The organism is Pseudomonas sp. WAC2 (assembly GCF_030403525.1).
GTDB lineage: Bacteria > Pseudomonadota > Gammaproteobacteria > Pseudomonadales > Pseudomonadaceae > Chryseomonas > Chryseomonas luteola.
The window spans coordinates 306,672-330,656 of record NZ_JAUEPD010000001.1; the positions used below are offsets into that span (position 1 = coordinate 306,672).

At 57.3% G+C, this 23,985-nt stretch carries 24 protein-coding genes; 5 read left to right on the plus strand and 19 right to left on the minus strand.

Annotated features, from left to right (window positions below; translation table 11 throughout):
* Positions 1–68 precede the first annotated feature (68 nt).
* Together QWJ10_RS01420 and xseA are read left to right on the plus strand one after the other, a co-directional pair.
* Positions 69–1,040, plus strand: coding sequence for a D-2-hydroxyacid dehydrogenase family protein (locus QWJ10_RS01420; protein ID WP_289923790.1), 972 nt, complete (start codon positions 69–71; stop codon positions 1,038–1,040).
* 33 nt (positions 1,041–1,073) lie between these two features.
* On the plus strand, positions 1,074–2,453 hold the full coding sequence (gene xseA / locus QWJ10_RS01425) for an exodeoxyribonuclease VII large subunit (protein ID WP_289923792.1): 1,380 nt from the start codon (positions 1,074–1,076) through the stop codon (positions 2,451–2,453).
* Between the two features lie 3 nt (positions 2,454–2,456).
* Here the strand turns inward: xseA and grxB are convergent, their stop codons facing one another.
* Positions 2,457–3,101 (minus strand): glutaredoxin 2, encoded by a 645-nt coding sequence (grxB, locus tag QWJ10_RS01430; RefSeq protein WP_289923794.1) that lies wholly within the window; start codon positions 3,099–3,101, stop codon positions 2,457–2,459.
* 127 nt (positions 3,102–3,228) lie between these two features.
* Here grxB and QWJ10_RS01435 point away from each other — a divergent pair, with 127 nt between their 5' ends.
* Positions 3,229–4,056 carry a peptidoglycan DD-metalloendopeptidase family protein gene (locus tag QWJ10_RS01435; protein ID WP_289923796.1) on the plus strand — a complete coding sequence of 276 codons (828 nt, stop codon included), beginning with the start codon at positions 3,229–3,231 and terminating at the stop codon, positions 4,054–4,056.
* 50 nt (positions 4,057–4,106) lie between these two features.
* Here the strand turns inward: QWJ10_RS01435 and QWJ10_RS01440 are convergent, their stop codons facing one another.
* The 3 genes from QWJ10_RS01440 to QWJ10_RS01450 form a co-directional block, all read right to left on the minus strand.
* Complete coding sequence (locus QWJ10_RS01440) at positions 4,107–4,793, minus strand: thermonuclease family protein (protein WP_239381635.1); 687 nt, start codon at positions 4,791–4,793, stop codon at positions 4,107–4,109.
* A gap of 66 nt (positions 4,794–4,859) precedes the next feature.
* The gene (locus QWJ10_RS01445; protein WP_122043276.1) at positions 4,860–5,252 is read right to left on the minus strand and encodes a DUF6491 family protein; all 393 of its coding nucleotides are present in this window, start codon (positions 5,250–5,252) and stop codon (positions 4,860–4,862) included.
* Between the two features lie 131 nt (positions 5,253–5,383).
* Entirely contained in the window at positions 5,384–5,860 is a 477-nt protein-coding gene (locus tag QWJ10_RS01450) for a MarR family transcriptional regulator (RefSeq protein ID WP_074828019.1), read from the minus strand.
* Between the two features lie 140 nt (positions 5,861–6,000).
* On the opposite strand from QWJ10_RS01450, the gene QWJ10_RS01455 reads away from it, so the two are divergent.
* On the plus strand, positions 6,001–7,092 hold the full coding sequence (locus QWJ10_RS01455; RefSeq protein WP_239381641.1) for an NADH:flavin oxidoreductase/NADH oxidase: 1,092 nt from the start codon (positions 6,001–6,003) through the stop codon (positions 7,090–7,092).
* A gap of 117 nt (positions 7,093–7,209) precedes the next feature.
* Complete coding sequence (locus tag QWJ10_RS01460; RefSeq protein ID WP_289923805.1) at positions 7,210–7,884, plus strand: glutathione S-transferase; 675 nt, start codon at positions 7,210–7,212, stop codon at positions 7,882–7,884.
* Here QWJ10_RS01460 and QWJ10_RS01465 read toward each other — a convergent pair.
* The 15 genes from QWJ10_RS01465 to ispG form a co-directional block, all read right to left on the minus strand.
* Positions 7,881–8,324 (minus strand): DUF4174 domain-containing protein, encoded by a 444-nt coding sequence (locus QWJ10_RS01465; protein ID WP_019364406.1) that lies wholly within the window; start codon positions 8,322–8,324, stop codon positions 7,881–7,883. The genes QWJ10_RS01460 and QWJ10_RS01465 overlap by 4 nt on opposite strands.
* Positions 8,325–8,429: 105 nt before the next feature.
* Positions 8,430–9,608: an acetyl-CoA C-acetyltransferase gene (locus QWJ10_RS01470; protein WP_289923817.1), complete on the minus strand. Its 1,179-nt coding sequence runs from the start codon at positions 9,606–9,608 to the stop codon at positions 8,430–8,432.
* 117 nt (positions 9,609–9,725) lie between these two features.
* Complete coding sequence (locus tag QWJ10_RS01475) at positions 9,726–10,352, minus strand: CoA transferase subunit B (RefSeq protein ID WP_019364404.1); 627 nt, start codon at positions 10,350–10,352, stop codon at positions 9,726–9,728.
* Between the two features lies 1 nt (position 10,353).
* Positions 10,354–11,055: a CoA transferase subunit A gene (locus tag QWJ10_RS01480; protein WP_010797341.1), complete on the minus strand. Its 702-nt coding sequence runs from the start codon at positions 11,053–11,055 to the stop codon at positions 10,354–10,356.
* A gap of 25 nt (positions 11,056–11,080) precedes the next feature.
* Positions 11,081–11,851, minus strand: a complete 771-nt coding sequence (locus QWJ10_RS01485; protein ID WP_289923821.1) for a 3-hydroxybutyrate dehydrogenase — start codon at positions 11,849–11,851, stop codon at positions 11,081–11,083.
* Between the two features lie 11 nt (positions 11,852–11,862).
* The gene (locus QWJ10_RS01490; protein ID WP_289923823.1) at positions 11,863–13,254 is read right to left on the minus strand and encodes a GntP family permease; all 1,392 of its coding nucleotides are present in this window, start codon (positions 13,252–13,254) and stop codon (positions 11,863–11,865) included.
* A 205-nt stretch (positions 13,255–13,459) separates the two neighbouring features.
* Positions 13,460–14,920: a sigma 54-interacting transcriptional regulator gene (locus tag QWJ10_RS01495; protein WP_289923825.1), complete on the minus strand. Its 1,461-nt coding sequence runs from the start codon at positions 14,918–14,920 to the stop codon at positions 13,460–13,462.
* Positions 14,917–15,840 carry a 3-hydroxyacyl-CoA dehydrogenase family protein gene (locus QWJ10_RS01500; protein ID WP_289923827.1) on the minus strand — a complete coding sequence of 308 codons (924 nt, stop codon included), beginning with the start codon at positions 15,838–15,840 and terminating at the stop codon, positions 14,917–14,919. The genes QWJ10_RS01495 and QWJ10_RS01500 overlap by 4 nt, the downstream gene beginning before the upstream one ends.
* Positions 15,841–15,969: 129 nt before the next feature.
* A complete protein-coding gene (locus tag QWJ10_RS01505) occupies positions 15,970–16,761 on the minus strand; it encodes an amidohydrolase (protein ID WP_074827988.1) in 792 nt (263 codons plus the stop codon).
* On the minus strand, positions 16,749–17,897 hold the full coding sequence (locus QWJ10_RS01510; protein ID WP_289923831.1) for a pyridoxal phosphate-dependent aminotransferase: 1,149 nt from the start codon (positions 17,895–17,897) through the stop codon (positions 16,749–16,751). Before QWJ10_RS01510 ends, QWJ10_RS01505 begins: the two co-directional genes overlap by 13 nt.
* Positions 17,898–18,059: 162 nt before the next feature.
* Positions 18,060–19,550 (minus strand): ribosome biogenesis GTPase Der, encoded by a 1,491-nt coding sequence (gene der / locus QWJ10_RS01515; RefSeq protein ID WP_125889365.1) that lies wholly within the window; start codon positions 19,548–19,550, stop codon positions 18,060–18,062.
* 78 nt (positions 19,551–19,628) lie between these two features.
* Positions 19,629–20,771 carry an outer membrane protein assembly factor BamB gene (gene bamB, locus QWJ10_RS01520; RefSeq protein WP_289923837.1) on the minus strand — a complete coding sequence of 381 codons (1,143 nt, stop codon included), beginning with the start codon at positions 20,769–20,771 and terminating at the stop codon, positions 19,629–19,631.
* The gene (locus tag QWJ10_RS01525) at positions 20,771–21,415 is read right to left on the minus strand and encodes a tetratricopeptide repeat protein (RefSeq protein WP_122043290.1); all 645 of its coding nucleotides are present in this window, start codon (positions 21,413–21,415) and stop codon (positions 20,771–20,773) included. Before QWJ10_RS01525 ends, bamB begins: the two co-directional genes overlap by 1 nt.
* Before the next feature lie 9 nt (positions 21,416–21,424).
* Positions 21,425–22,738: a histidine--tRNA ligase gene (hisS, locus tag QWJ10_RS01530; RefSeq protein WP_289923838.1), complete on the minus strand. Its 1,314-nt coding sequence runs from the start codon at positions 22,736–22,738 to the stop codon at positions 21,425–21,427.
* Positions 22,739–22,770: 32 nt separating this feature from the next.
* Positions 22,771–23,883: a flavodoxin-dependent (E)-4-hydroxy-3-methylbut-2-enyl-diphosphate synthase gene (gene ispG, locus QWJ10_RS01535; protein WP_010797330.1), complete on the minus strand. Its 1,113-nt coding sequence runs from the start codon at positions 23,881–23,883 to the stop codon at positions 22,771–22,773.
* Positions 23,884–23,985: the final 102 nt, after the last annotated feature.

Sequence of the window (23,985 nt, forward strand, 5' to 3'; positions counted from 1 at the left end):
CATCCCACCTAGGCGGCTCTCTGTTCTTATGCTCAACTGTCGGCACAAGAACACAACGGAGCGCCGCCATGCACATCGTCATCCCGGATGACTATCAACACGTTGTCGAAACCCTGGACTGCTTTACCCTGCTCGAACGTGCCGGGCATACCGTCACGGTCTATCATGATGCCGAGCGTGACCCAGCCGTTCTGATCGAGCGCTTTCGAGAAGCCGATGCGCTGGTGCTGACCCGTGAGCGAACACATGTCGACGAGGCGCTGCTGTCCCATCTACCCCGCCTCAAGCTGATCAGCCAGACCGGCAAGGCGACCGGTCATCTGGATGTCGCAGCCTGTACTCATCGCGGAATTGCGGTGGTGGAAGGCACCGGCTCGCCCATCGCCGCTGCCGAACTGACCTGGGCGCTGATTCTCATGGCGCGGCGCAAGCTCAAACCAGCCATCGATGCCTTTTATGCTGGTGGCTGGCAGGTCAATCTGGGCGAACGCCTGAACGGCCAAATTTTGGGTATTTGGGGCTACGGCAAGATTGGCAAGCTGCTCGCCCGATATGGTCAGGCCTTTGGCATGCCTGTTCTGGTGTGGGGCAGCGAGACCTCGAGGCAGGCTGCACTGGTGGACGGTCATCGCGCCGCCGACAGCCAGGAAACCTTCTTTGCCGAGTCGGATGTACTAAGCCTGAACCTGCGATTTTCAGACAAGACCCGTCATATCGTCCGTCGTGAGGACTTGGCGTTGATGAAGAAGTCAGCCCTTTTGGTGAATGCTGCCCGTGCAGGTCTGATCGAGCCGGGCGCACTGCTTGAAGCTGTCGAGGCAGGTCGCCCAGGTTATGCCGCGGTAGACGTGTATGAAGAGGAGCCCGTACCGGCCGGCCATCCCCTCCTTTCCCACCCTAACATCCTGTGCACGCCGCATCTGGGTTACGTAGAGAAACACAGCTACGAACTCTACTTTGGCGAAGCGTTTGCCAATCTGATCGCCTTCTTTGCGGGCGAACCGGAAAATGTCGCGAACCCAGACGTGCTGGGTCGCTAGCATCCAGCCGATGGCGGGCTTATGATGCCCGCCATGCTTAACGATCCTTTTCAACGTCTCGGCCTCGACCGTGAGGTCCTAACCGTCAGCCAGCTCAACGGTCGCGCCCGTGTTCTGCTGGAAGACGTCTTTTCTCAGGTCTGGGTAGAAGGCGAGATCTCCAACCTTGCCCGCCCCGCCTCCGGTCATATCTACTTTACCTTGAAGGATAAGGACGCCCAGGTACGGTGCGCTCTCTTCCGGCAGAACGCCGTGCGCGTCAGAAACCTGCTCAAGGATGGCATGGCGGTGAAGGTTCGCGGCAAGGTCTCGCTGTTTGAAGGCCGTGGTGATTATCAGCTGATTCTGGAAACCCTGGAGCCAGCAGGTGACGGGCTCTTGCGACAGGCATTCGAAGCCCTGAAGCAGAAACTGCAGGATGAAGGCTTGTTCGCGCAAGAGCGAAAGAAATCGCTGCCGGGCCATCCGTGCCGTATCGGAATCGTGACCTCACCGACCGGGGCGGTCATTCGGGATATCGTCAGTGTCTTCAAGCGTCGTGCACCTCAGGTCGAGTTGGCCCTGATTCCAACGGCCGTGCAAGGACGTGAGGCAACGGCCCAGATCGTACGTGCGCTACAAACGGCAGACGCACAAGGCTTTGATGCGGTCATCCTGGCCCGTGGTGGCGGTTCTCTCGAAGACCTCTGGTGCTTTAATGAAGAACTGGTAGCCCGGGCTATTGCCGCCCTACAAACGCCCATCGTCAGCGCGGTCGGGCATGAGACGGATGTGTCGATTGCCGACTTCGTGGCCGACGTACGCGCCCCGACGCCCTCCGCTGCCGCAGAACTATTGGCCCCTCACAGCGGGGACCTTAAAAACCGCCTGGACGCGCTGTATCGGCGCCTGGTTGTCCGCATGGGTGAGCGGCTCAGCCGTGAGCAGTTGCGCCTGGAAAACATGACGCGTCGGCTCAAGCATCCGGGCGAGCGGCTGCGCCAGCAAGCACAGCGTATCGATGATCTGGACATGCGCCTGCGCCGCGCCTTTGTCATCGACATGAACCGGCGGCGGGACCGCCTCGCCCATGTCGAGACGCGACTGGCCGGCCAGCATCCGGGCCGTCAACTTGCTTTGCTACGTCAGCGGCTGGATCAACTGGCCCAGCAGCTTCCGCGCTGCATGGAGCGTCAGCTCAAGGAGCGTCGTCAGCGCCTGGCCGCCCAGGTTCAAACGCTGCATATCGTCAGCCCGCTTGCCACTCTGGGTCGTGGTTACAGCATTCTGCTCGACGAACGCGGCCACGCCATCCGATCCGCCGATCAAACGCGTAATGGCCAGCGCCTCAAAGCCCGCCTGGCTGAAGGCGAGCTGGATGTTCGGGTGGAAGACAATCATCGGGAACCAACGACGCTCTCCCTGCTGGACTGACCATTAGCAGGCGCGACTGAAAAACGTTTCTACCTGAACACGTGCGCTCAGCTCGTCAACATAGCGGCGTACCGAGTCAGGCCACTCCAGCCCAGCCGTGACGCTCAGGCCTCGCAGAATTGGAAACAGGTTGAAGTCATCCAGCAGGAGTTGCGGACGCGCCGGATCAAGGCCGTACATCTCGACCAGTAATGTCAGGCGGTGATTGATGTCATCAATTGCCTGCTGGCTGTTTGACAGGGCCGCATTGAAATCTCCGATGATCTGGCTTTTCTTCTCGACAAACAGCGCGTGCGCTTCACGCGAGCCCATCTCCTTGAGGCCGATCTGTGCCCAGCGCGGATAGCCCAGCTGCTGAAACGACGGCAGGGCAGATTCAATCCAAGCGGTTACAGCTTGTGAATGGGCCTGTTCGATCATTGGTCTGTCATCGAGATGATCAAGATAGTGAACAATCGCCAGACTTTCCGTCATGGCGGTCCCGTCGTCCTTTACCAGGATCGGGACAGTCTTCTTGCCTACCAAACGCTCAGGGTTGGCTGCATCGTTATACAACAGCACCTGAAGCGTTGCATCGAGTTGCTTGAGGCCCAGCGCCATACGCGCCTTGGTACTGAAGGGACAGTGTTCGTAGTAGTAGAGCTTCATGAGGCTTCTCCTTGATGTCCTCATGCAGTGACCGGTGTGAACTCGCCCGGGTTCAGCCACGAGCGATTTGCCAGAAGCCAAGACATGAACGAGGATGACTGGATCACATCGCCTTGATTGTTTTCCTATGCCTCGCTTTCTTCTGCTACTGATTACCCTGTGTTTTACCTTTTGCGCCCATGCTGAAGGCTTCATCACCCGCCTGCTGGATAAACCTGTTCCAGGGGGTGTAGCGGTTGTTCCATTGGGCAACGGCCCGACGGCTCCCAAAGCGACCTATCAAGGGAAGCCGGTCATGGTGGTCCACGAAGAGGGCCAGCGCTGGATCGCTATCGTCGGTATTCCACTCACGATCAAACCCGGTCAGCAGACATTGACGGTCAATGGTAGCCGCACGGAAACCTTTGCCGTGCGCAGTCGCCACTATAAGGAACAGCACATCACGCTGAAAAATGATCGGCAGGTAAACCCCAATCCGGCGGATCTCAAGCGAATCGAGCGTGAGCTAGCTGAGCAGACCAAGGCCTATCAGATCTTTTCCCCCGGTACGCCCAGTAACCTGCTGCTGGACCGCCCCGTCGATGGACGCCTTTCCAGCCCGTTCGGCTTGCGGCGCTTTTTCAATGGCCAGGAGCGCAACCCACATTCAGGCCTCGATTTTGCCGTTCCAGCCGGTACACCGATCAAGGCGCCAGCCGCAGGCAAGGTCATTCTGATTGGCGATTATTTCTTTAATGGCCGTACGGTATTTGTCGACCACGGACAGGGCTTTATCAGCATGTTCTGCCATATGTCCAAAGTGAACGTAAAGCTGGGGCAGGAAGTGCCCAGAGGTGGCGTGGTGGGCTTCGTGGGGTCGACGGGTAGAGCCACCGGGCCGCATATGCACTGGAATGTCAGCCTGAACGATGCACGGGTCGATCCCGCCATCTTCATCAACGCCTATACACCCTGACGGGGTCAATGAAAGCCCGTAAGCCCGCAAGGCTTACGGGTATAACAATCCTACCGCTTGCAAAGCGCCTCGCAGGGCACCCCGTCGTGATTTCCATCGATCTGAGTGTTGCCACATTGCTGCAGTTGAAATTTCGCCTCGGCGCAGCTGGACATGGCATTACAGCGTTTGAGCGTCGAGCAGTTGAACTCGCCGCCTTCCTCGCTTGCCGACTTGACCGGCGGCGTGTAGGTGGCTGATCCCTGCCGCTTATCCTGACGCTTATCACGGTCGGCCTTGCGCCACTCCCACGGTGGCATGCGTTCCGACTCCGGTAGCGCCCAAAGACCGCGCTTGGCAGCCTTGGCTTCGGCCTCAAGATCCAGCAGCGACTTGTCTTTCAAATACTGCCGGTACACCCAGGCCGAGCCGGACTTGACCTGCTCGGCATTCACATCTGTCCTGTCCTGGTAAACGCGCGCCACCTTGCGGCCGTAGCGGTCGGTATCCTGTACCTCAAGCCGCACATCCTTGCCAAAAACCATGCTGGAGAGGGACTGCTGCGCACGAGTCCCATAGGGCTGCTTGGACTCAGGCGTATCGATCTCGGCCAGTCGAATCTTGAGCTGTTTTTTCTGTGGCGTCAGGCAGGTCAGCGTATCACCATCGTGCACACCTACCACACGGCAGTTGATGGTCTCGGCCTGGGCCAGCAACGGAAACAGGAAAAAAGCGGCAAACGGAATCAGACGCCTCACGCGAAAACTCCTTGGGAGAAAATGGGCAGAGCTGCTGTTCAAAGTACCACTCCTGCGGTGCAGCGATCAGCGGTCCAGGGGAATCAGCTTGTACAGCTCACCAATGGTACACCGCTCCGCATCACCGGCTGGCGCATTGGAAATGATCAGATCTCCAGGCCGCAAGCCGGCCGCTCTTGAGCTGTAGCCGATACGGTTACCTGCCTGCAGGTTGCCGCAAGGCTGCGCAAACTCAACCAGATAGGCCCGCCCCAGGCCAGTTCCCAGCGCAATGTGGCTGCGATCCAGATAATTCCATCCAGACAAGTCGAACCCAAGGATTGTACGGATTGGCTCGCCTTGGCTATAGCCCAGTCGCCTGAGTTTGCCGTCCAGCGTGGCCGGCGGTCCGAACGGTGTCGCACAGGCAGCCAGCAATGAAATCAGCCCCAGCAGTCCCAGCGTTCTAAACACGCGCATTCAAGAATCCTTAACCTGTTGTCTCTATCATGGCGCTTTGAGTGCATGCGCCTTTGCCATGGCAGCACCCTATCGAATGTACTGTTTCAGAGGGTTAGGAAAGCGTGGCGCCTTATAGTTTCAATCCAGGCCTAATCGCGTCCGTTCAATGTTTCACTGACTTCGATCAGGCGTGAAAGACCTGCCTTCAGAGCCGCCACCGTGTCGGCGTCCAGAGGAAGCGTTTGTTTCATCGTACCGGGAATTCCACGTGCGGCCTCCTGCAGGGCTCGCCCATCCTGGGTCAGCGTTACCGCCACACAACGCTCGTCCTCAACCAGGCGAGACCGTTGGACCAGGCCGGCAGCTTCGAGGCGTTTGACCAGCGGGGTAAGGGTTCCGGTATCCAGATGCAGGCGCCTGCCGATCTCAGTGACCTTGAGCCCGTCCCGCTCCCAGAGCACAAGCATGACTAGGTATTGCGGATACGTAAGACCCAGCGGCTCAAGCAATGGCCGATAGGCGCGAACGGTGGCATTTGCCGCTGCGTAAAGCGGAAAACACAACTGTTCGTCGAGTGAAAGCTCGCACACGGAGCGATTTGGCGTCTCTTTTATCGAATCAGACATGACGACCTCGTCGAGACCAAAGCGAACATCCTGCGACGCCGAGCCTCTTGCTTGTTTACATTTCACGCAATTATATTGAACACAATATATCGGTAAGCCTCTAACTGCCAGATGCTACCTACTCTTGGAGAACATGCCCAATGGCTGATCTGTTTAGCGAACTGAAAATCAAAGACGTCACCCTGCGTAACCGTATTGCCGTCTCTCCCATGTGCCAGTACATGGCAAAAGACGGCATGCCCAACGAATGGCACTTCCAGAATTATGCCTCGCGTGCGGCAGGCGGTGCAGGTCTTATTGTTGTAGAGGCAAGCGCCGTCTCCCCTGAAGGCCGTATCACCCCTGCTGACCTGGGGATCTGGAACGATGAACAGGCCGAAGCCTACAAGCCTATCGTCAACTTCATCAAATCCACCGGTGCCGTAGCCGGTATCCAGATTGCTCACGCCGGCCGCAAAGCCAGCGCCAACCGTCCCTGGGAAGGCGATGATCATCTGCCGGAAGATCATCCGCTGGCCTGGGAAACCATTGGCCCCTCCGATAATGCTTTTGGTGCCCACCTGCCACGTGCACCCAAGCAGATGACGGTTGAGGATATTCATCGCGTTACAGCTGATTTCGTAGCCGCTGCCAAGCGCGCTCTTGCGGCGGGCTTCGAGTTGCTTGAGCTGCACTTCGCCCATGGTTACCTGGCGCAAAGCTTCTTCTCGCCGCTGGCCAACAAGCGTACTGATGAATACGGTGGCGACTTCGAAGGCCGTGCACGCTTCCTGCTGGAAACCTTCCATGCCGTACGCGAGGTATGGCCCCAGAACCTACCGTTGATCGTACGCTTGGGCGTGACTGACTTCGTTGAAGGCGATCAGGGTATGGAAGAGTCCATCGAACTGGTTCGCCGCTTCAAGGAAGGCGGTATGGACCTGATCGACGTCAGCATGGGCTTCAATACGCCTGATGTGTCCAATGTTCCATGGGGCAAGCCAGGCTTCATGGGGGAAAAGGCAAAGCAGATTACCGATGCGGTCGATGTGCTGACCTCCATTAGCTGGTCCATTCGCGAGCCCAAGGATGCCAATGAACTCATCGAAAGCGGCCAGACCGACCTGATCATGCTGGGCAAGGCTGTACTGGGTGATCCCTTCTGGCCTTACCATGCCGCTATCGAATTGGGTCGCGAGAACCCTCAGGATCTGCTGCCACCGCCCTATGCGGCCTGGCTGAAGCGTCGCTGAGTTTTCGCTGTCCAAAAAGGCGCCCGTTACACGGCGCCTTTTTATTTGGTTCCGCTTATTGCTTGGCGAGACGCACAGTACGCTAGGCTATGTATCTACTCAGCCTATGGAACGCTCATGATCACGGTTCATCACCTCAACAACTCCCGCTCGCAACGTGTCCTCTGGCTGCTTGAGGAGTTGGGGCTCGAGTATCAGATCAAATGTTATGAGCGTGATCCGCAGACGTTGCTGGCGCCAAAGGAGCTGCGTGATGTTCACCCATTGGGCAAGTCGCCGGTTATTACCGATGACTCGATGACCTTGGCGGAGTCAGGCGCCATCATCGATTATCTGGCCCACCGCTACGGGCAATCACTCGTTCCCCCCGCCGACGCCCCCGAGCGTGCACGCTATACCTACTGGCTGCACTATGCCGAAGGCTCAGCCATGCCACCCCTGCTTCTCAAGTTGGTGTTCGACCGTGTCCGCACCGGTCCGATGCCTTTTTTCGCCCGCCCTATCGCGCGCGCCATCAGTGATCAAGTCACCCGAGTCTTCATTCAGCCGCAGCTGAACCTGCACTTCGATTATCTGGAAAGTGAGTTGAGCAAGCACGAATGGTTTGCAGGTGACGCCTTTACAGCAGCCGATATACAGATGAGTTTCCCGCTGGAAGCGGCTGCCTGTCGCGCAGGCTTGACGCAGGGCCGCCCCAAGCTCAAGGCCTTTCTGGAGCGTATCCATGCGCGACCGGCGTATCAACGCGCCCTGGAAAAAGGTGGCCCCTATGACTATGCCGCCCAGGGTTAATGCTGGCGCATGGGCATCTTGTCGATGGTAGCAAAGATCGCAGCAGGATCGATCTGGCCTTGTTGCACGATTTTCTTCCCGCCGTCCTTGCCCACCAGGATGACCGTTGCCTCGCCGCTCGGCTGCTCATCAAGCGCACTGACCAGCGCCTGGGTCTGATGTTCGCTCAGCGGCTCACCGTTACGCTGGCCACGATCACCGACTACGGTATAAAGCACCATATCCCGCTCGATAAAAGCCTCACGGTTGCGTGGCTCTTCAAGGGAGGTGGTCAACTGTTTGAGCACCGGATCATCCGCCGAAGCCGCCAGGACAACAAGGGGACGCGTCTTCCAACGCTCCTGGGTCAAAGGATTGTCCGCGTCAGCGGCCATCACGCCTCCCGCAATCGCCATGAGCCCGCTCAAGGCACCGGCTTTCAGCATGCGTAAAATAGACATCGTTATGACTCCCATCAAGAAAAGGATCTTTGTATAACGACCACATACGCATCGAAAATTCAGTGGCTACACACCTGTAGCATTACAAAGCGTGTAGCCCCTGGCTTATCGCTCGATAGCCAGCGCGACACCCTGGCCACCGCCAATACACAAGGTCGCCAGCCCCTTGTGTGCGTCACGCCGGATCATCTCATACAGGAGATTGATCACGACCCGTCCGCCTGACGCGCCAATCGGATGACCCAGCGCGATAGCCCCTCCATTCACATTGACCTTGTCCCAGTCCCATCCCAGCTCCTGCCCTACCGACAATGCCTGGGCAGCAAAGGCTTCGTTGGCTTCGATCAGGTCCAGCTCGCCCAGATCCCATCCTGCCTTGTCCAGACAACGGCGCGTCGCTGACACGGGTCCGATTCCCATTATGGAAGGATCAACGCCTGCATTGGCATAGGCCTTGATACGGGCCAGCACCGATAGGCCCAGCTCGTTGGCCTTTTCCGCACTCATGAGAATGAGCGCAGCGGCCCCATCATTGATGCTGGAAGCATTACCGGCCGTGACCGTACCGTCGGGCTTGAATGCTGGCTTGAGCTTGGCCAAGGCTTCGGCTGTCGTGCCTGCACGCGGCTGCTCATCGGTATCGAACACCACCGGATCCCCCTTGCGCTGAGGGATCACGATAGGGGTAATCTGGTCCTTGAAGCGGCCCGCCTCGATAGCCGCGAGAGCCTTCTGCTGGGAGGCCGCAGCGTACTCGTCCTGCGCCTGGCGGCTGATGCCATATTTCTCGACCAGATTCTCGGCAGTAATCCCCATGTGGTAATCGTTAAACGCGTCCCACAAACCGTCCTGAATCATCGAATCAACCAGCTCGGCATTTCCCATTCGTAGACCGGTACGCGCCTTGGGCAGAACGTAAGGCGCAAGGCTCATGCTTTCCATGCCACCGGCCACGATGATGTCGGCATCACCACAGCGAATGGCCTGGGTGGCCAGATGCAGCGCCTTGAGGCCCGAGCCGCACACCTTGTTAAGTGCCATGGCTGGCACCGTAGGCGGCAATCCCGCCTTGATGGAGGCCTGACGCGCCGTGTTTTGTCCAAGACCTGCCGTCAATACGTGGCCCATGATGACTTCATCGACCTGTTCCGGTGCGATACCGGTTTTTTCGATCACGGCCTTGATGACTGCAGCCCCTAGCTCCACGGCCGACACATTGGCCAGCGCACCCTGAAAGCTGCCAATGGCCGTCCGCGTAGCGGCCACGATAACAACGTCTCGCATTACTGTTCTCCTGAAATAAGGTGGCCATGCGCCCGGCATCAGCACAAGGCGGTTCGCCTGCGGCATTCTTCTGGATCCCGTCGCGTACGTCCTGCGCTGATCAACAGGCCACCATGCCTATGCCATTACTGAACAGCCGGTGGCTTCCTGCAATGCTTCGAAGGTGACGCCTTCAGCCAGCTCGACCAGCTTCAATCCTTCTGGGGTCACATCCAGCACCCCCAGGTCCGTAATGATCCGGTTGACCACCCCTACTCCGGTCAGTGGCAGGTCACAGACCGGCAGGATCTTGTGAGCGCCTTTGGCGGTGTGCTCCATCAGCACTACCACGCGTTTTACACCGGCAACAAGGTCCATCGCCCCGCCCATGCCTTTTACCATCTTGCCGGGAATCATCCAGTTGGCGAGGTCACCCTTTTCCGACACCTGCATGGCGCCCAGAATAGCGAGATTAATGTGCCCGCCTCGGATCATGGCAAAACTCAAGGCACTGTCGAAGTAACTGCTGCCCGGCAGGGCAGTAACAGTTTGCTTGCCGGCGTTGATCAGGTCCGGGTCAATGGTCTCTTCTGTCGGAAACGGGCCGATACCCAGGAGTCCATTTTCAGATTGCAGCCACACATCCATTCCTTCAGGGATATAGTTGGCGACCAGAGTGGGCAGGCCAATGCCCAGGTTGACATAGAAGCCGTCCTGCAATTCCTTGGCGGCGCGCTGCGCCATTTGTTCACGAGTCCAGGCCATGTTAGTTGCCCTCCGACAGGGTGCGTTTCTCGATGCGCTTCTCGGGATTGGCATTCACAACGATGCGCTGCACAAAGATGCCCGGCAGATGAACCTCGTCGGGGTCCAGCTCACCCGTTTCCACCAGCTGCTCCACCTCGGCAATACACAGCTTGCCCGCCATTGCTGCCAGAGGGTTGAAGTTACGTGCAGTCTTGTTGAAGACCAGATTGCCTGCCTTGTCAGCCTTGATCGCTTTGACCAGCGCCACATCCGCCACAAGCGACCGCTCCATCACATACTGCTCACCATCGAACTCGCGTGTTTCCTTGCCTTCGGCCACCAGCGTGCCGTAGCCGGTACGCGTGAAGAACGCCGGGATGCCTGAACCACCGGCACGCAGTTTTTCCGCAAGCGTACCCTGAGGGGTGAATTCCAATTCCAGCTCACCGGAAAGGTACTGCCGCTCGAACTCCTTGTTCTCGCCTACGTAGGATGAAATCATTTTCTTGATCTGCCGGGACTCGAGCAGTACGCCCAGGCCAAACCCGTCTACACCGGCGTTATTGCTGATCACGGTCAGCTCGCGCTTACCAGTCTCGCGCAATGCCAGGATCAGCGCTTCGGGGATCCCGCATAGACCGAAACCGCCGACCGCCAGCGTCATGCCGTCTTCCACGACCCCTTCCAGGGCATGGGCGGCACTGGGATAAAGCTTGTTCATGGTTTACCTCGTGTCGTTATTGTTGTTAACGGGCCAACCAGCCCCCATCGACATTCCACGCGGCGCCCCGTACCTGGGCGGCCGCATCGCTGCAAAGAAACAGTGTCAGCTCGCCCAGTTGGGCAGGCGTGACGAATTCAAGTGACGGCTGCTTCTCTTCCAGAAGCTCCCGCCGTGCGCGCTCTGCATCGCCATCTGCAGCGGCGCGTGCATCGATCTGCTGCTGCACCAGAGGTGTCAGCACCCAGCCCGGGCAGAGCGCATTGCAGGTCACGTTACAATCGGCCGTTTCCAGTGCAACCACCTTAGTCAGTCCGACCACGCCATGCTTGGCAGCCACATAAGCGGATTTCTGTACCGACCCTACCAATCCATGCACGGAAGCGATGTTCACAATCCTTCCCCAGCCGCGCTGCCTCATGCCCGGCAATGCCAGACGAGTCGCGTGAAATACCGAGGACAGATTGATTGCAATGATCGCGTCCCACTTCTCGATTGGAAACGTCTCGACTGATGCCACATGCTGAATGCCGGCATTGTTGACCAGAATATCCACACCACCGAACTCATGTTCAGCATAGGCGAAAAGATCAGTAATCTGCTCAGGCCGGGACAAGTCCGCCCCGTGATAGCCCACCCGCCCACCCAAACGGCTTAGGTCGGCTTTAGCCGTCTCGCTGTCACCAAAGCCATTGAGGATCACATCGGCACCCGCTTCGGCCAGTCGCGTGGCGATACCCAGACCGATTCCACTGGTCGAACCGGTTACCAGGGCGGTTTTGCCTTTCAAGTCCATAACGCTCTCCTCTACACGATGCCAGTGGCATAGAACACGCCGATGACCACGAACACTGCCAACGTCTTGATCAGCGTGATACCAAATACGTCTTTGTAAGCTTCCCGGTGCGTCAGTCCAGTTACTGCCAGCAAGGTGATGACGGCGCCATTGTGCGGTAGGGTATCCATGCCACCGCTGGCCATAGCCGCCACCCGGTGCAGCACCTCAAGGGGAATCTGTGCGGCATTGGCTGCGGCGATAAAACTGTCCGACATGGCCGCCAGCGCAATACTCATGCCGCCTGAGGCCGAGCCAGTGATACCGGCCAGAAGCGTTACGGTAATGGCTTCATTGATGAGTGGGTTGGGAATGGTCTTGAGCGCGTCTGCCAAGACCAGAAAACCCGGCAGCGAAGCGATTACTGCACCAAACCCATATTCAGACGCAGTATTCATGGCGGCCAGCAAAGCCCCGCCTACTGCGGTTTTAGTGCCCTCGGCCAAGCGGGTACGGATGGTTTTAAACGCAGCCACAAGCACCAGCAAAATGCCGATTAACAAGGCAGCCTCGACGGCCCAAATTGCCGTTAGCTTGCTGACTTCGCTGGTAACAGGCGTTGCCAGACCCGGTAGCGCTAGCGTGTGCGTCTTGCCGTACCACTGAGGAATCCAATGGGTAAACAGCAGATTCATGACGCCGACCAGGATAAGTGGCGACAGCGCCAGAAGCGGGTTCGGCAAGTTAATGTTGTCCGGTGTTTCCGGTTCGTTGCGCAACTCGGTGCCGTACCCTTCTCCACGCGCCATCGCTTTACGACGCTGCCGCCCCAGATAGGTCAACCCGACCGCGATGACAAACAACGAGCCGATCAACCCCAGCCAAGGGGCGGCCCAGGCCGTCGTGTTGAAGAATGTCGTAGGGATGATGTTCTGGATTTGAGGCGTACCCGGCAGGGCATCCATGGTGAATGAAAACGCACCCAGTGCAATGGTGGCTGGAATCAAACGTTTGGGAATGTTGCTCTGACGAAACATCTCGGCTGCGAATGGGTACACCGCAAACACGACAACGAACAGCGAGACGCCACCATAGGTCAGCAAGGCGCAAACCAGCACGATGACCAGTATGGCCTGCCGTGTGCCCAGCAGACGAATCGCAGCAGCCACAATAGAACGGGAAAAACCGGAAAGCTCGATGAGCTTGCCGAAGACTGCACCCAGCAGAAAGACAGGAAAGTACAGCTTGATGAAGCCGACCATCTTGTCCATGAACACACCGGTAAATGCCGGAGCCACAGCGGAAGGATCGGTCAGCAGCACCGCCGCAAGGGCTGCAATCGGTGCAAACAGGATAACGCTATAACCACGGTACGCCGCCAGCATCAGCAGACCCAGCGCCGCCAGAGCAATCAATACGCTCATGTTTTCTCCTCGCTGGCCGGTCAGTACCGGGCGCAGCGGCTAGTTATTGTTGTAGCTGTGGAGACAGCAAGGCTTTGTTAGCGAGATCCATGCCAGACACTAACACCTTGAATTACCTAACTAATTGCTCCTTCAATTCATTGATTTCTCCAATTGGAGACAACTTCGCATCGATTTTGTCTCCAACTTGAGAATAGTCTCTATTTCAAGACAAAAGCCCCAGGGCGGCCATTTTCTTATAAAGGGTTGAGCGTCCGAGGCCCAAGCGTTTGGCAGCCTCCTCGACCCTACCTGAACACGATGACAAGGCCTGGGTAATGAGCTCATGCTCGAATTGGCGTTTTGCCTCTTCATACGTCATGTTGCTACTGGTCGTCCTGGTAGTGCTAATGGACATCAGCTCAATCGCTTTGGGCGGCAAGGGTTTTCCTAATGCCGAGCCAATGCTGAGCGCGCCAATAACGGCCTCATCACTCAACAGCGATGCGCGCTCCAGAACATTGCGCAGCTCACGTACGTTGCCAGGCCAATCGTAGCGGGCGAGTAACGCCAGTGCTTCCTCATCCAGCTCCCGAGGCGCATGTCCTTCCGCCAGCAAACTGTCCAGGATGGCTTCGCATAACGCCGGCAGGTCTTCTCGCCGTTCACGCAGCGGCGGAACTACAATGGGCAGTACGTTCAAGCGGTAGTACAGGTCCGCCCGAAATGAGCCTTCAGCTACCAGCGCATCCAGATTGCGTGAGGTTGCCGCAATCAGCCGAACGTCGCAGCGCAGCACCTCGTTGGACCCCAGCGGCTCGAATTCCTTTTCCTGAAGCACCCTCAAAAGTTTTGCCTGTAAGCTCAGGGGCATATCGCCGATTTCGTCCAGAAATAGCGTTCCGCCCTGCGCAATCTGCAGTTTTCCTGCCCGCGCCTTGCGGTCCGCGCCTGTAAAAGCCCCAGGCGCCGTGCCGAAGAACTCAGCTTCCAACAGATTTTCAGGGATGGCAGCCGCATTCACACTGACAAACGACTTATTGGCCCGAGGGGATGCCGCATGAATGGCATGGGCCAACAACTCCTTTCCTGTGCCGGTCTCCCCCAACAGCAAGACAGAGGTCTCTACCGTAGCCGCACGTCTCGCACGTCGCTTGACCTCCTGACTGGCCGGGCCGCTGCCTACGAAGTGGGCAAAACTGTATTTGGCCTGCCGGGCGTTCTGCAGCGACCGCCGCGTCGAAGCCAATTCCTCCTGAATCCGTAAGAACCGCGTCACCAAGGGGGCCAACGTCCGTAACTCATCGAACAAGGCAAAGCCAATGGCACCGATGACCTGACCGGTATCGTCATGAATGGGCAAACGCATCACCACCATTGGTCCTTTGGGTGTATCAAGCAGATCCAGCAGGATGGGCTGGCCCGTGTTGACTACTTCCCGCAACAAGCTTCCCGGAATCACCTGCTCACACACCTGCCCGATCGCCGACTTTGCGCTGGGCAAGCCAAAGCGCCGGGCATAACGCTCATTCATCCAGACGATACGGAGGTCACGGTCCACAATCACGGTACCTTCGCTGCTCTGCTCGATGCTTTCAAATAGCGAGCGAATTGCCCGCAGACTGATCTGCTGATAGTCGCTCAGGTCATTGGCGGTCGCCATATCGACACCTGTATAGCGATTCATGGCCGCAAGGCATGCTGTAGCTGATGGGCACGCCGCTCGGCTATCCGCGCCTTGCGCTCTTCGCTCCACTCATAAAACCCATTGCCGCTGCGTAGGCCTGTTCTTCCCTGCCCGACGCGTTCACGCAAAACCTCTAGCACCTCCTCATCCTTGGCCAAGGTCGGCATCAGGTGGCTGGCGATGTCCAGAAAGGTATCGAGACCACCCATGTCTGCCGCTTCCAGCGGTCCCACCATGCCGTAGCGCCTACCCAGAGAGGCCCGCATGACCCGGTCCACATCTTCAGGTGACGCTACACCGCTTTGTACGATATGCAGGGCCTCACGCAGCACGGCAAACTGCAGGCGGTTGCCAATAAAGCCCGGAATCGCCCGCATGAGCAAAACAACTTCCAAGTCCATGACTTGCAATACATCCCGCACCTTCTGCAAACAGGCTGGGTTGGTCTTTTCTCCCGGCACCAGTTCGACCAGTGGAATCAGATGAGGCGGGTTCCAGAAATGAGCAATGAGCAACCGTTCGGGATATGCCATTCCCTGAGCCAGTTGATCGGGAGGAAAGCCGCTTGTGTTACTGGCAATGATGGCCTCTGGCGAAACGACTGACTCAAGCTCCGCATACACCGCATGCTTGAGCGCCAGCCGCTCAGGTACAGCCTCGATCAGTAGCGTGGCATCAGCCAAATCGGCCAGCGCATCGGTTGTCGTGATCCTGCTCAGCACTGCATGGGTCTGACTGGGTTCAAACAGCGCAGCCGCTGATAGCTCTTCCAGAACGCTTCTGGCAATGGCGGGCACATCGCTCAAACGCTCAACGGAAACGTCTCGCAGCAGAACCGAATGTCCGTGACGAGCAAAATGAGTGGCAATCCCGACACCCATGAGGCCGGCACCAATAATTGCGATTCGAGGCGTTTGCATTGTTGTTGTCCTGAATAGCCTGTCGAAGGGCCAGTCTGCAATCGTCCCAAGGCAAAGGGCAAGCGCCGGAAACAACAACGCCCCATCGCCAGCATGGCAGACGGGGCGTTAGGGAGGAGTAGTGAGCAATCAAAGCAGTTCGAAGTCGTCCACATCCCGATACGCGGGGAACGCATCGCGGTAGCGCGACAGCGTGTCGGCAGACAGCGACACCGTAAACACTCCTGCGCTGTCCTTGGCGTCCAGGAGCGGCTCGCCCTGGTAGTCCAATACCTGGCTGTCGCCGCTATAGGCGATTCCTTTTCCGTCTTCGCCAATGCGATTCACGGCCGCGACATAACAGAGGTTTTCAATGGCCCGAGCGGGAAGCAGCCGATTCCAGTGGTTACGCCGTGCGGCTGGCCAGTTGGCGGTATAGAGCAACAGATCGGTCTTGACTGGATCACGGCTCCACACCGGAAACCGCAAGTCGTAACAGATCAAGGGACGAATGCGCCAGCCGTTGAGCTCGAATACCGCTTGCGCTTCACCTGCGGTGTAATGTTCGTGCTCTCCGGCCATGCGAAACAGGTGACGTTTGTCATAATGGGACATCGTGCCGTCAGGCCGCGCCCACAGGAGTCGATTACGGTACTGCCCTTGGGCATCACGAACGATCAGGCTGCCCGTTATCACAGCATTGAGCGATGCCGCTTGCTCGCGTATCCACGCATGGGTACGTCCGCCTTCATCCTCAGCCAGCAGGGCTGATTCCATCGAAAAGCCGGTAGTGAACATCTCAGGCAGTACAACCAGATCCGCGCCTTTCGCCTGTTGCAGCAAGGCAGTAAACCGGTCGCGGTTGGCCGAAGCATCATGCCAGAACAGTTCAGTCTGGATGAGTGCCAGTTTCAAATCAGGTCTCAGGCTTAGATCGCGCACAGTTTTTCCGCTGCTAGCCGCAGCGTCTCCTCTCGTTTAGCGAAGCAGAAACGTACCAGACGCAAGTCCTTTGGAGCTTCCTGATAAAACACGGAGATCGGAATGGCAGCCACACCGTGCTCACGCGTCAACCACTCGGCCATTTCGACATCGCTTACGTCATCCCGAATAGCGGAATAGTCCGCCAGCTGGAAATAGGTCCCTGCTGCACGTGTAAACGCCAATTTAGACGAACCCAACAAATCACAGAACAGATCTCGTTTGGCCTGATAAAACGCTGGGAGTTCGGTTACATGCTCGGGATGTGCTTCCATGAAATCTGCCAATGCCCATTGCAGAGGCGTCACCCCGCAAAAGCTTACATACTGGTGAATCTTGCGCAGTTCGCTTGAAAGCTCGCGCGGGGCGATCACATACCCGGTCTTCCAACCTGTCACATGATATGTTTTGCCAAAGGAGCTGATAACAAACGCACGGGCGTAGAGTTCATCATGGGTGAGTACACTGGCATGTTCTGCCCCGTCGAAAACCAAGTGCTCATATACCTCATCACTGATCAGGTAGATATCCCGATCGCGAATCAATGCGGCGAGACGGTCCAGCGCGTCGCGACCAACCAGCGAGCCGCTCGGGTTATGGGGCGTGTTCAGCACGATAGCCCGTGTGCGCGACGTCAGGGCTGCCTGCAAGCGATCCCAGTCGATCCCAAAATCCGGCAGTGCCAAGGGTAGGTGGATACAGCGCCCACCGGCCAGTTCAACCGAGGGTGCGTAAGAGTCATAGCAGGGATCAAATACAATCACTTCGTCACCGCTGCGAACTACAGACTGAATGGCGCAGAAGATGGCCTGCGTCGCACCGGGCGTAATGGTGACTTCCTGTTCGGCATCAACCGTGCGCCCATAGAGCGTAGCCACTTTGCGGGCCACTTGCTCACGCAAGGCAGGCAACCCTGTCATGGGCGCATACTGATTATGACCGGCCATGACGTGCCAACTTACCGCCTCGCGCAAGGCATCCGGGCCGTCGAAATCCGGGAAACCCTGAGACAGGTTGATTGCACCCGTTTCCATGGCCAGTTGGGACATGCGGGTAAAGATAGTCACACCAAGGGAAGGCAACTTGCTCTGGATCATCGAACGCTCCGACAACAAGGCGGTCGGCTTCGATGCCGTCGACGGCTCAGCGAAGCACTATGCACCGCTATCATGACTTAAGACTGGCCACACGGAACATGCCCGAGCAGCCTGGTATTCGAACGGGCCAGACAGCGCCGGCCCGTTACAACAGGGAAGCGACTAGCGACGCTTGTCCTTGCGCTTCTTCTCCGCTTTCTTGTGATGGCTCATCAAGCGGCGCTTTTTGTTCACCTGCCGCTCGGTCAGCGTGTTCTTCTTGTCCGCAAAGGGGTTTTCACCCGACTTGAATTCAATGCGAATAGGCGTACCTATCAGCTTCAATACCCGGCGATAGGTGTTTTCCAGGTAGCGGACATAGGCACGCGGGACTGCATCCACCTGGTTGCCATGGATAACCAACAGCGGGGGGTTGGCTCCGCCCATGTGCGCATAACGCAATTTGATTCGACGGCCATTAACCAACGGCGGCTGGTGCTCCTGTACCGCATCCTCAAGAATCTTGGTCAGACGACTGGTAGGCCAGCGGGTAACGGCCGAAGCGAATGCCTGTTGCACCGACTTGTACAGATGCCCTACGCCGGTGCCATGCAACGCGGAAATGAAATGAATATCCGCGAAATTGGCAAACATCAGGCGGCGTTCGAGTTCGGTCTTCACATAATCACGCTCACTGGCCTCCATGCCGTCCCACTTGTTGAGTGCAATCACAAGGGCGCGACCGGTTTCCAGGACAAAGCCCAACAGGTTCAGATCGTGCTCGACTACCCCTTCACGGGCATCCATCACAAAGATAACGACGTTGGCGTCCTGAATGGCCTGAAGCGTCTTCACAACAGAAAACTTTTCTACCGCTTCGAAGATCTTGCCGCGGCGACGCACACCGGCGGTGTCGATCAGCGTGTACTTCTCTTCGTTGCGCTCGAAGGGAATGTAGATACTGTCGCGAGTCGTGCCGGCCTGGTCATATACGATGACACGCTCTTCGCCAAGCATGCGGTTGACCAGCGTGGACTTGCCCACGTTGGGACGGCCAATGATGGCGATCTTGATCCCGGCCTTTTCATCCGGTCCCGGAATACGCTTCTCGATGACACTCTCATCCGAAGCCTGATCGCCTTCTTCGTCCTCCGCATCAACAATGAACTCTTCTTCCTCATCCTTGGGGAAGGAGCCCAGCACCTGCTCAAGCATGCCGTTGATACCGCGGCCATGCGCAGCCGCAATGGTCAGCGCATCACCCAGGCCCATCGGGCTGAATTCAGCCCGGGCAATGTCTGGATCAACTGCGTCGACCTTATTAGCAATCAAAAAGCAGCGCTTGTTACGCGTACGCAGGTGCTCGGCGATCATCTGATCGCCGGCCGTCATCCCGGCACGGGAATCCACCATGAACAGAACGGCGTCGGCTTCTTCAATGGCCTGAAGCGACTGCTCAGCCATTTTCATATCGATGCCTTCTTCGTCTCCGGAGATACCCCCGGTGTCGACAACGATATACGTCCGACCCTGCCAACGCGCCTCGCCATACTTGCGGTCGCGGGTCAGGCCCGCGATATCGGCCACAATGGCATCACGGGTTTTGGTAAGTCGATTAAACAAGGTGGACTTGCCTACATTAGGACGTCCTACCAGAGCAATAACGGGAACCATACGGCTCTCCACAGGAATACAGAAAACACAAAGGCCGCTATCGTGAGGGCGATAGCGGCCATACACATACAGGACAGCTTAGCGAATGGTGTAGGCAGCCAGCTTACCGCCGTTACCGTACACATACATCCAGTCGCCATCCACTAACGGGCGAACCCGAACGCCGCCGTTACCCAGCTTCTGACGACCGGCCATATGACCATCCGTCTGGCTTAGCAGGTGAATATAGCCTTCATAATCACCTACTGCGACGTAGTTCGACAGCACAGCCGGGGCGGACAACATACGACGCGCCAGGGAATCATTGCTCCACAGCGCTGAAGCCGAATTTTGATCTACCGCTTCAACGGTGCCATTTTCCAGGCTTACATATACGTTACCGAAACCTTCAGCGACACCGGTATAGCTGGATGCATCACGTTGCCAGAGCACACGACCGCTCTCCAGATCCAGTCCGGCAACCCGACCGTGGTACGTGGCCACATATAGCGTAGTGCCTGAAAGCAGCAGTCCGCCGTTGATATCAACCATACGATCCAGCTCGGAGCGCCCCTGCGGGATGGCAACCTGTTGCTCCCAGATCGGCAAGCCACGCTGTTCATCCAGCGCAATCACCTTGCCGCTGGCCAGGCCAGCGACAACATAGCGATTGGTTACGATCGGAGCACCTGTACCACGCAGGGTCAGAACAGGCATGCTCTCCTCATACAGCCAGCGGCGGTCACCCGTCTCGGCATCAAGGGCATAAAGCTTGTCGTCCTGAGTCTGGACAGCCACGATGTCACCGTTGCTGACCGGCGGAGCCAGTACTTCACTGGAAACCCTAGAGCGCCATTTTTCATCGCCCGAGGTTGCGTCCAGGGCAACGACATCTCCTCTCAACGTGCCAACCAGAACCAGCCCGTAGGCAGCGCCAACGCCACCTGAAACAGGCAGGTCCAACTTTTTCTTCCAAATGATGTCACCGTTTTCACGGTTCAACGCCATGACCAGGCCTTCGTTATCAGTCACGTACAGGGACTGACCGTCAATGGCAGGCGTCAACAGGTTGTAGGTATCACCCTGCCCTTCCCCTACCGAGCGGCTCCATTGCTCCTGCAACTGAACATCGGCCTTGAAGTCCTGCAATTCAGCAGGCGGCAGCTCTTTTTTGCTGTTACTGCTGCACCCGACAGCAGTCAGGGCCAAGGCCAGTAGCGCAACATGTTTCCAACGCAGCATCAGGCATCTCCTTTTGCCAGGTCATCCAGCTTCATCTGCAGCGTGCCTTCGGCGGCATCGGCAGGCAATTCGGACTTGGCTTTTTCATAAGCGGCACGGGCATCGTCGACACGGCCCAGACTGACCAACAGATCACCACGTAACTCTTCGCGGTTGGCGACATAAGGCTCTGCAACCTTGCCTTCCAGTAGTTTCAGGCCATCTTCAGCCTTGCCCTGCGCAGCCAGCACCCGCGCCAGACGCTGGCGTGCCAGTTCGCCCACAGTATCATCCGCCGGCTTATCGACAATTGCCTTCAGTTCGTTGGCTGCGTCATCCAGCTTGCCACTCTCAACAGCAACCTTGGCCACGAAAAGACTACCGTATTGGGAATAGGTAGTACCTGAATATTCCTGCTTGAGCTGGTTGGACAGGTCCGTTACCCGAGCGGTATCCGGTTTGCCGCTGGGATCCAGCGCTGCCTGAACCAGCTCCTGATACACGATGGACGCAGCCTGAGACTGATTGGTCTGATTACGCTCCCACCATTGCCAGCCCAGCACGGCCACCAGGGCCACGACGCCACCGGTGAGCAGCGGCTTGCCGTTACGCTGCCACCAATCCTGAAGGTGGGCGACATTTGGATCTTCATTCTGCGAACTCACCGGTCACTCCTATTCGCTTTCGCTGTGTGCGGACGTCTGCTGCTGCAAGCTATCATGCAGGCGTGCGGACAACTGATCCCAGGCGACCATCTCCTGGGCACTATCATTACGCAAGGGCTTGAGGCCAACCTGGCGCTGCGCCAGCTCATCCTCGCCCAGAATCAGAGCAAACCATGCGCCGCTCTTGTCTGCCTTCTTGAACTGACTCTTGAAACTTCCGCCGCCAGCATTAACCGCCAGACGCAAGGACGGCAAGGCCGTACGCAGCTGCTCGGCCAAGGCCAGACCGGCCAGTTCTGCCGCTTCACCAAAGGTGCATAAGTAGATGTCCATCGGACGGCTAAGCTCGGCGGGAATCTTGTTCAGCGTCTCAAGCATCAGCACCAGACGCTCAACACCCATGGCAAAACCAACGCCTGGCGTAGGCTTTCCACCAAACTGAGTGATCAGACCATCGTAGCGTCCGCCAGCGCACACCGTACCTTGTGCGCCCAGCTTATCGGTTACCCACTCGAATACGGTACGACCGTAGTAGTCCAGACCCCGCACAAGCTTCGGATTGATCGTGTACTCGATGCCTGCTGCTTCAAGGCGTGCCTTCAAGCCTTCAAAATGGGCACTAGACTCTTCGTCTAGATAATCCGACAACGTGGGAGCATCGGTCAGCAAGGCCTGTGTCTGGGCATTCTTGCTGTCCAGAATACGCAGGGGATTAGTCGTCAAACGACGCTGACTGTCTTCATCCAGCTGATCGAAATGCTGCTTGAGGTAATCAACCAAGGCATCCCGATAGGCTGCACGCGCTTCGCTTGAACCCAAGCTGTTCAGCTGCAGTGTAACGGCATCATCAATACCCAGCTGCCTCCACAGGCGCGCCGTCATGATGATCAGCTCAGCATCGATATCCGGCCCAGGCAAGTTAAAGACCTCTACGCCAATCTGATGGAACTGGCGATAGCGTCCTTTTTGCGGCTTCTCGTAGCGGAACATGGGTCCCGTATACCAGAGTTTCTGAACCTGGCCACCGCCTGTAAGGCCGTGCTCCAGCACGGCGCGGACACACCCTGCTGTGCCTTCCGGACGAAGCGTCAGCGACTCACCGTTACGGTCGAGAAAAGTATACATTTCCTTGTCGACCACATCGGTGCCCTCGCCGATACCCCGAGCGAACAGCTCGGTGAATTCGAGGATAGGCAGTCGGACTTCCTTGTAGCCGTACCCATCCAGCAAGGTAGCGAAAGTTGTTTCCAGATAGCGCCAGGCTGGCGTCTGCTCTGGCAGTATGTCGTTCATGCCACGAATGGCTTGCAAAGACTTGCTCACGAGGAGTCCTTAATTCAATTCTCTAACGGCATTCAGCTACGGGCAATAACAGCCGCATCCGCTTCCATTTTTTCAGCCGCTTTGCGGCGAATCAGCTGCTCCAGCTCATCCACCAGATTCTCATTGGTCAGCTTTTGTGCAGGCTTGCCATCGATATACACTAGGTTATTAGGCGTGCCGCCAGTCAACCCTACGTGAGCCTCTTTGGCCTCTCCCGGCCCATTGACCACACAGCCGATAACGGCCACATCTAAGGGAACCAGAAGATCTTCCAGGCGCCCTTCCAGATCATTCATGGTCTTGACCACATCAAAGTTCTGGCGAGAGCAGCTTGGACAGGCGATGAAGTTGATGCCGCGCGAGCGTAAGCGCAACGACTTCAGGATATCGAAACCCACCTTGATCTCTTCGACCGGATCCGCCGCCAGGGAGATACGAATGGTATCGCCAATGCCTTCGGCCAGCAGCATGCCCAGGCCAACCGCAGATTTTACGGTGCCGGAACGCAAACCACCTGCCTCGGTGATGCCCAGGTGTAGCGGCTGCTCGATCTGCTTCGCCAGCAAGCGATAAGCCGATACGGCCATGAAGACGTCACTCGCCTTCACACTGACCTTGAAGTTCTGGAAATCCAGTTTGTCGAGGTAATCGACATGACGCATGGCTGATTCCAGTAGCGCTTCAGGGGTAGGCTCACCATATTTTTTCTGCAGATCCTTTTCCAGAGAGCCCGCATTCACGCCGATACGAATCGGAATGTTCTTGTCACGCGCCGCATCGACTACCGCCCTGACCCGGTCTTCACGCCCGATGTTGCCAGGGTTGATACGCAGACAATCCACACCGAGTTCAGCTACCCGAAGGGCAATTCTGTAATCAAAATGAATGTCTGCAACCAGAGGAACGTTCACCTGCTGCTTGATTTGACCGAATGCTTCTGCAGCATCCATGTCGGGAACTGAAACCCGAACGATATCAGCGCCTGCATCTTCCAGACGACGGATTTGCGCAACTGTTGCGGCAACATCACAGGTTTCGGTGTTCGTCATGCTCTGTACCGCGATAGGAGCATCGCCTCCTACCGGCACGGAGCCTACCCAGATCTTTCGAGAAGGGCGACGTTTGATCGGCGATTCGCTATGCATGACAGGACTCTTCTTCCTGATAAATACCAGATCCTTACGGAGACTGGTTAAAACCAGAGAACTATAAAATATGATCCGATAATAAAATCAAAGCGGCAGAAT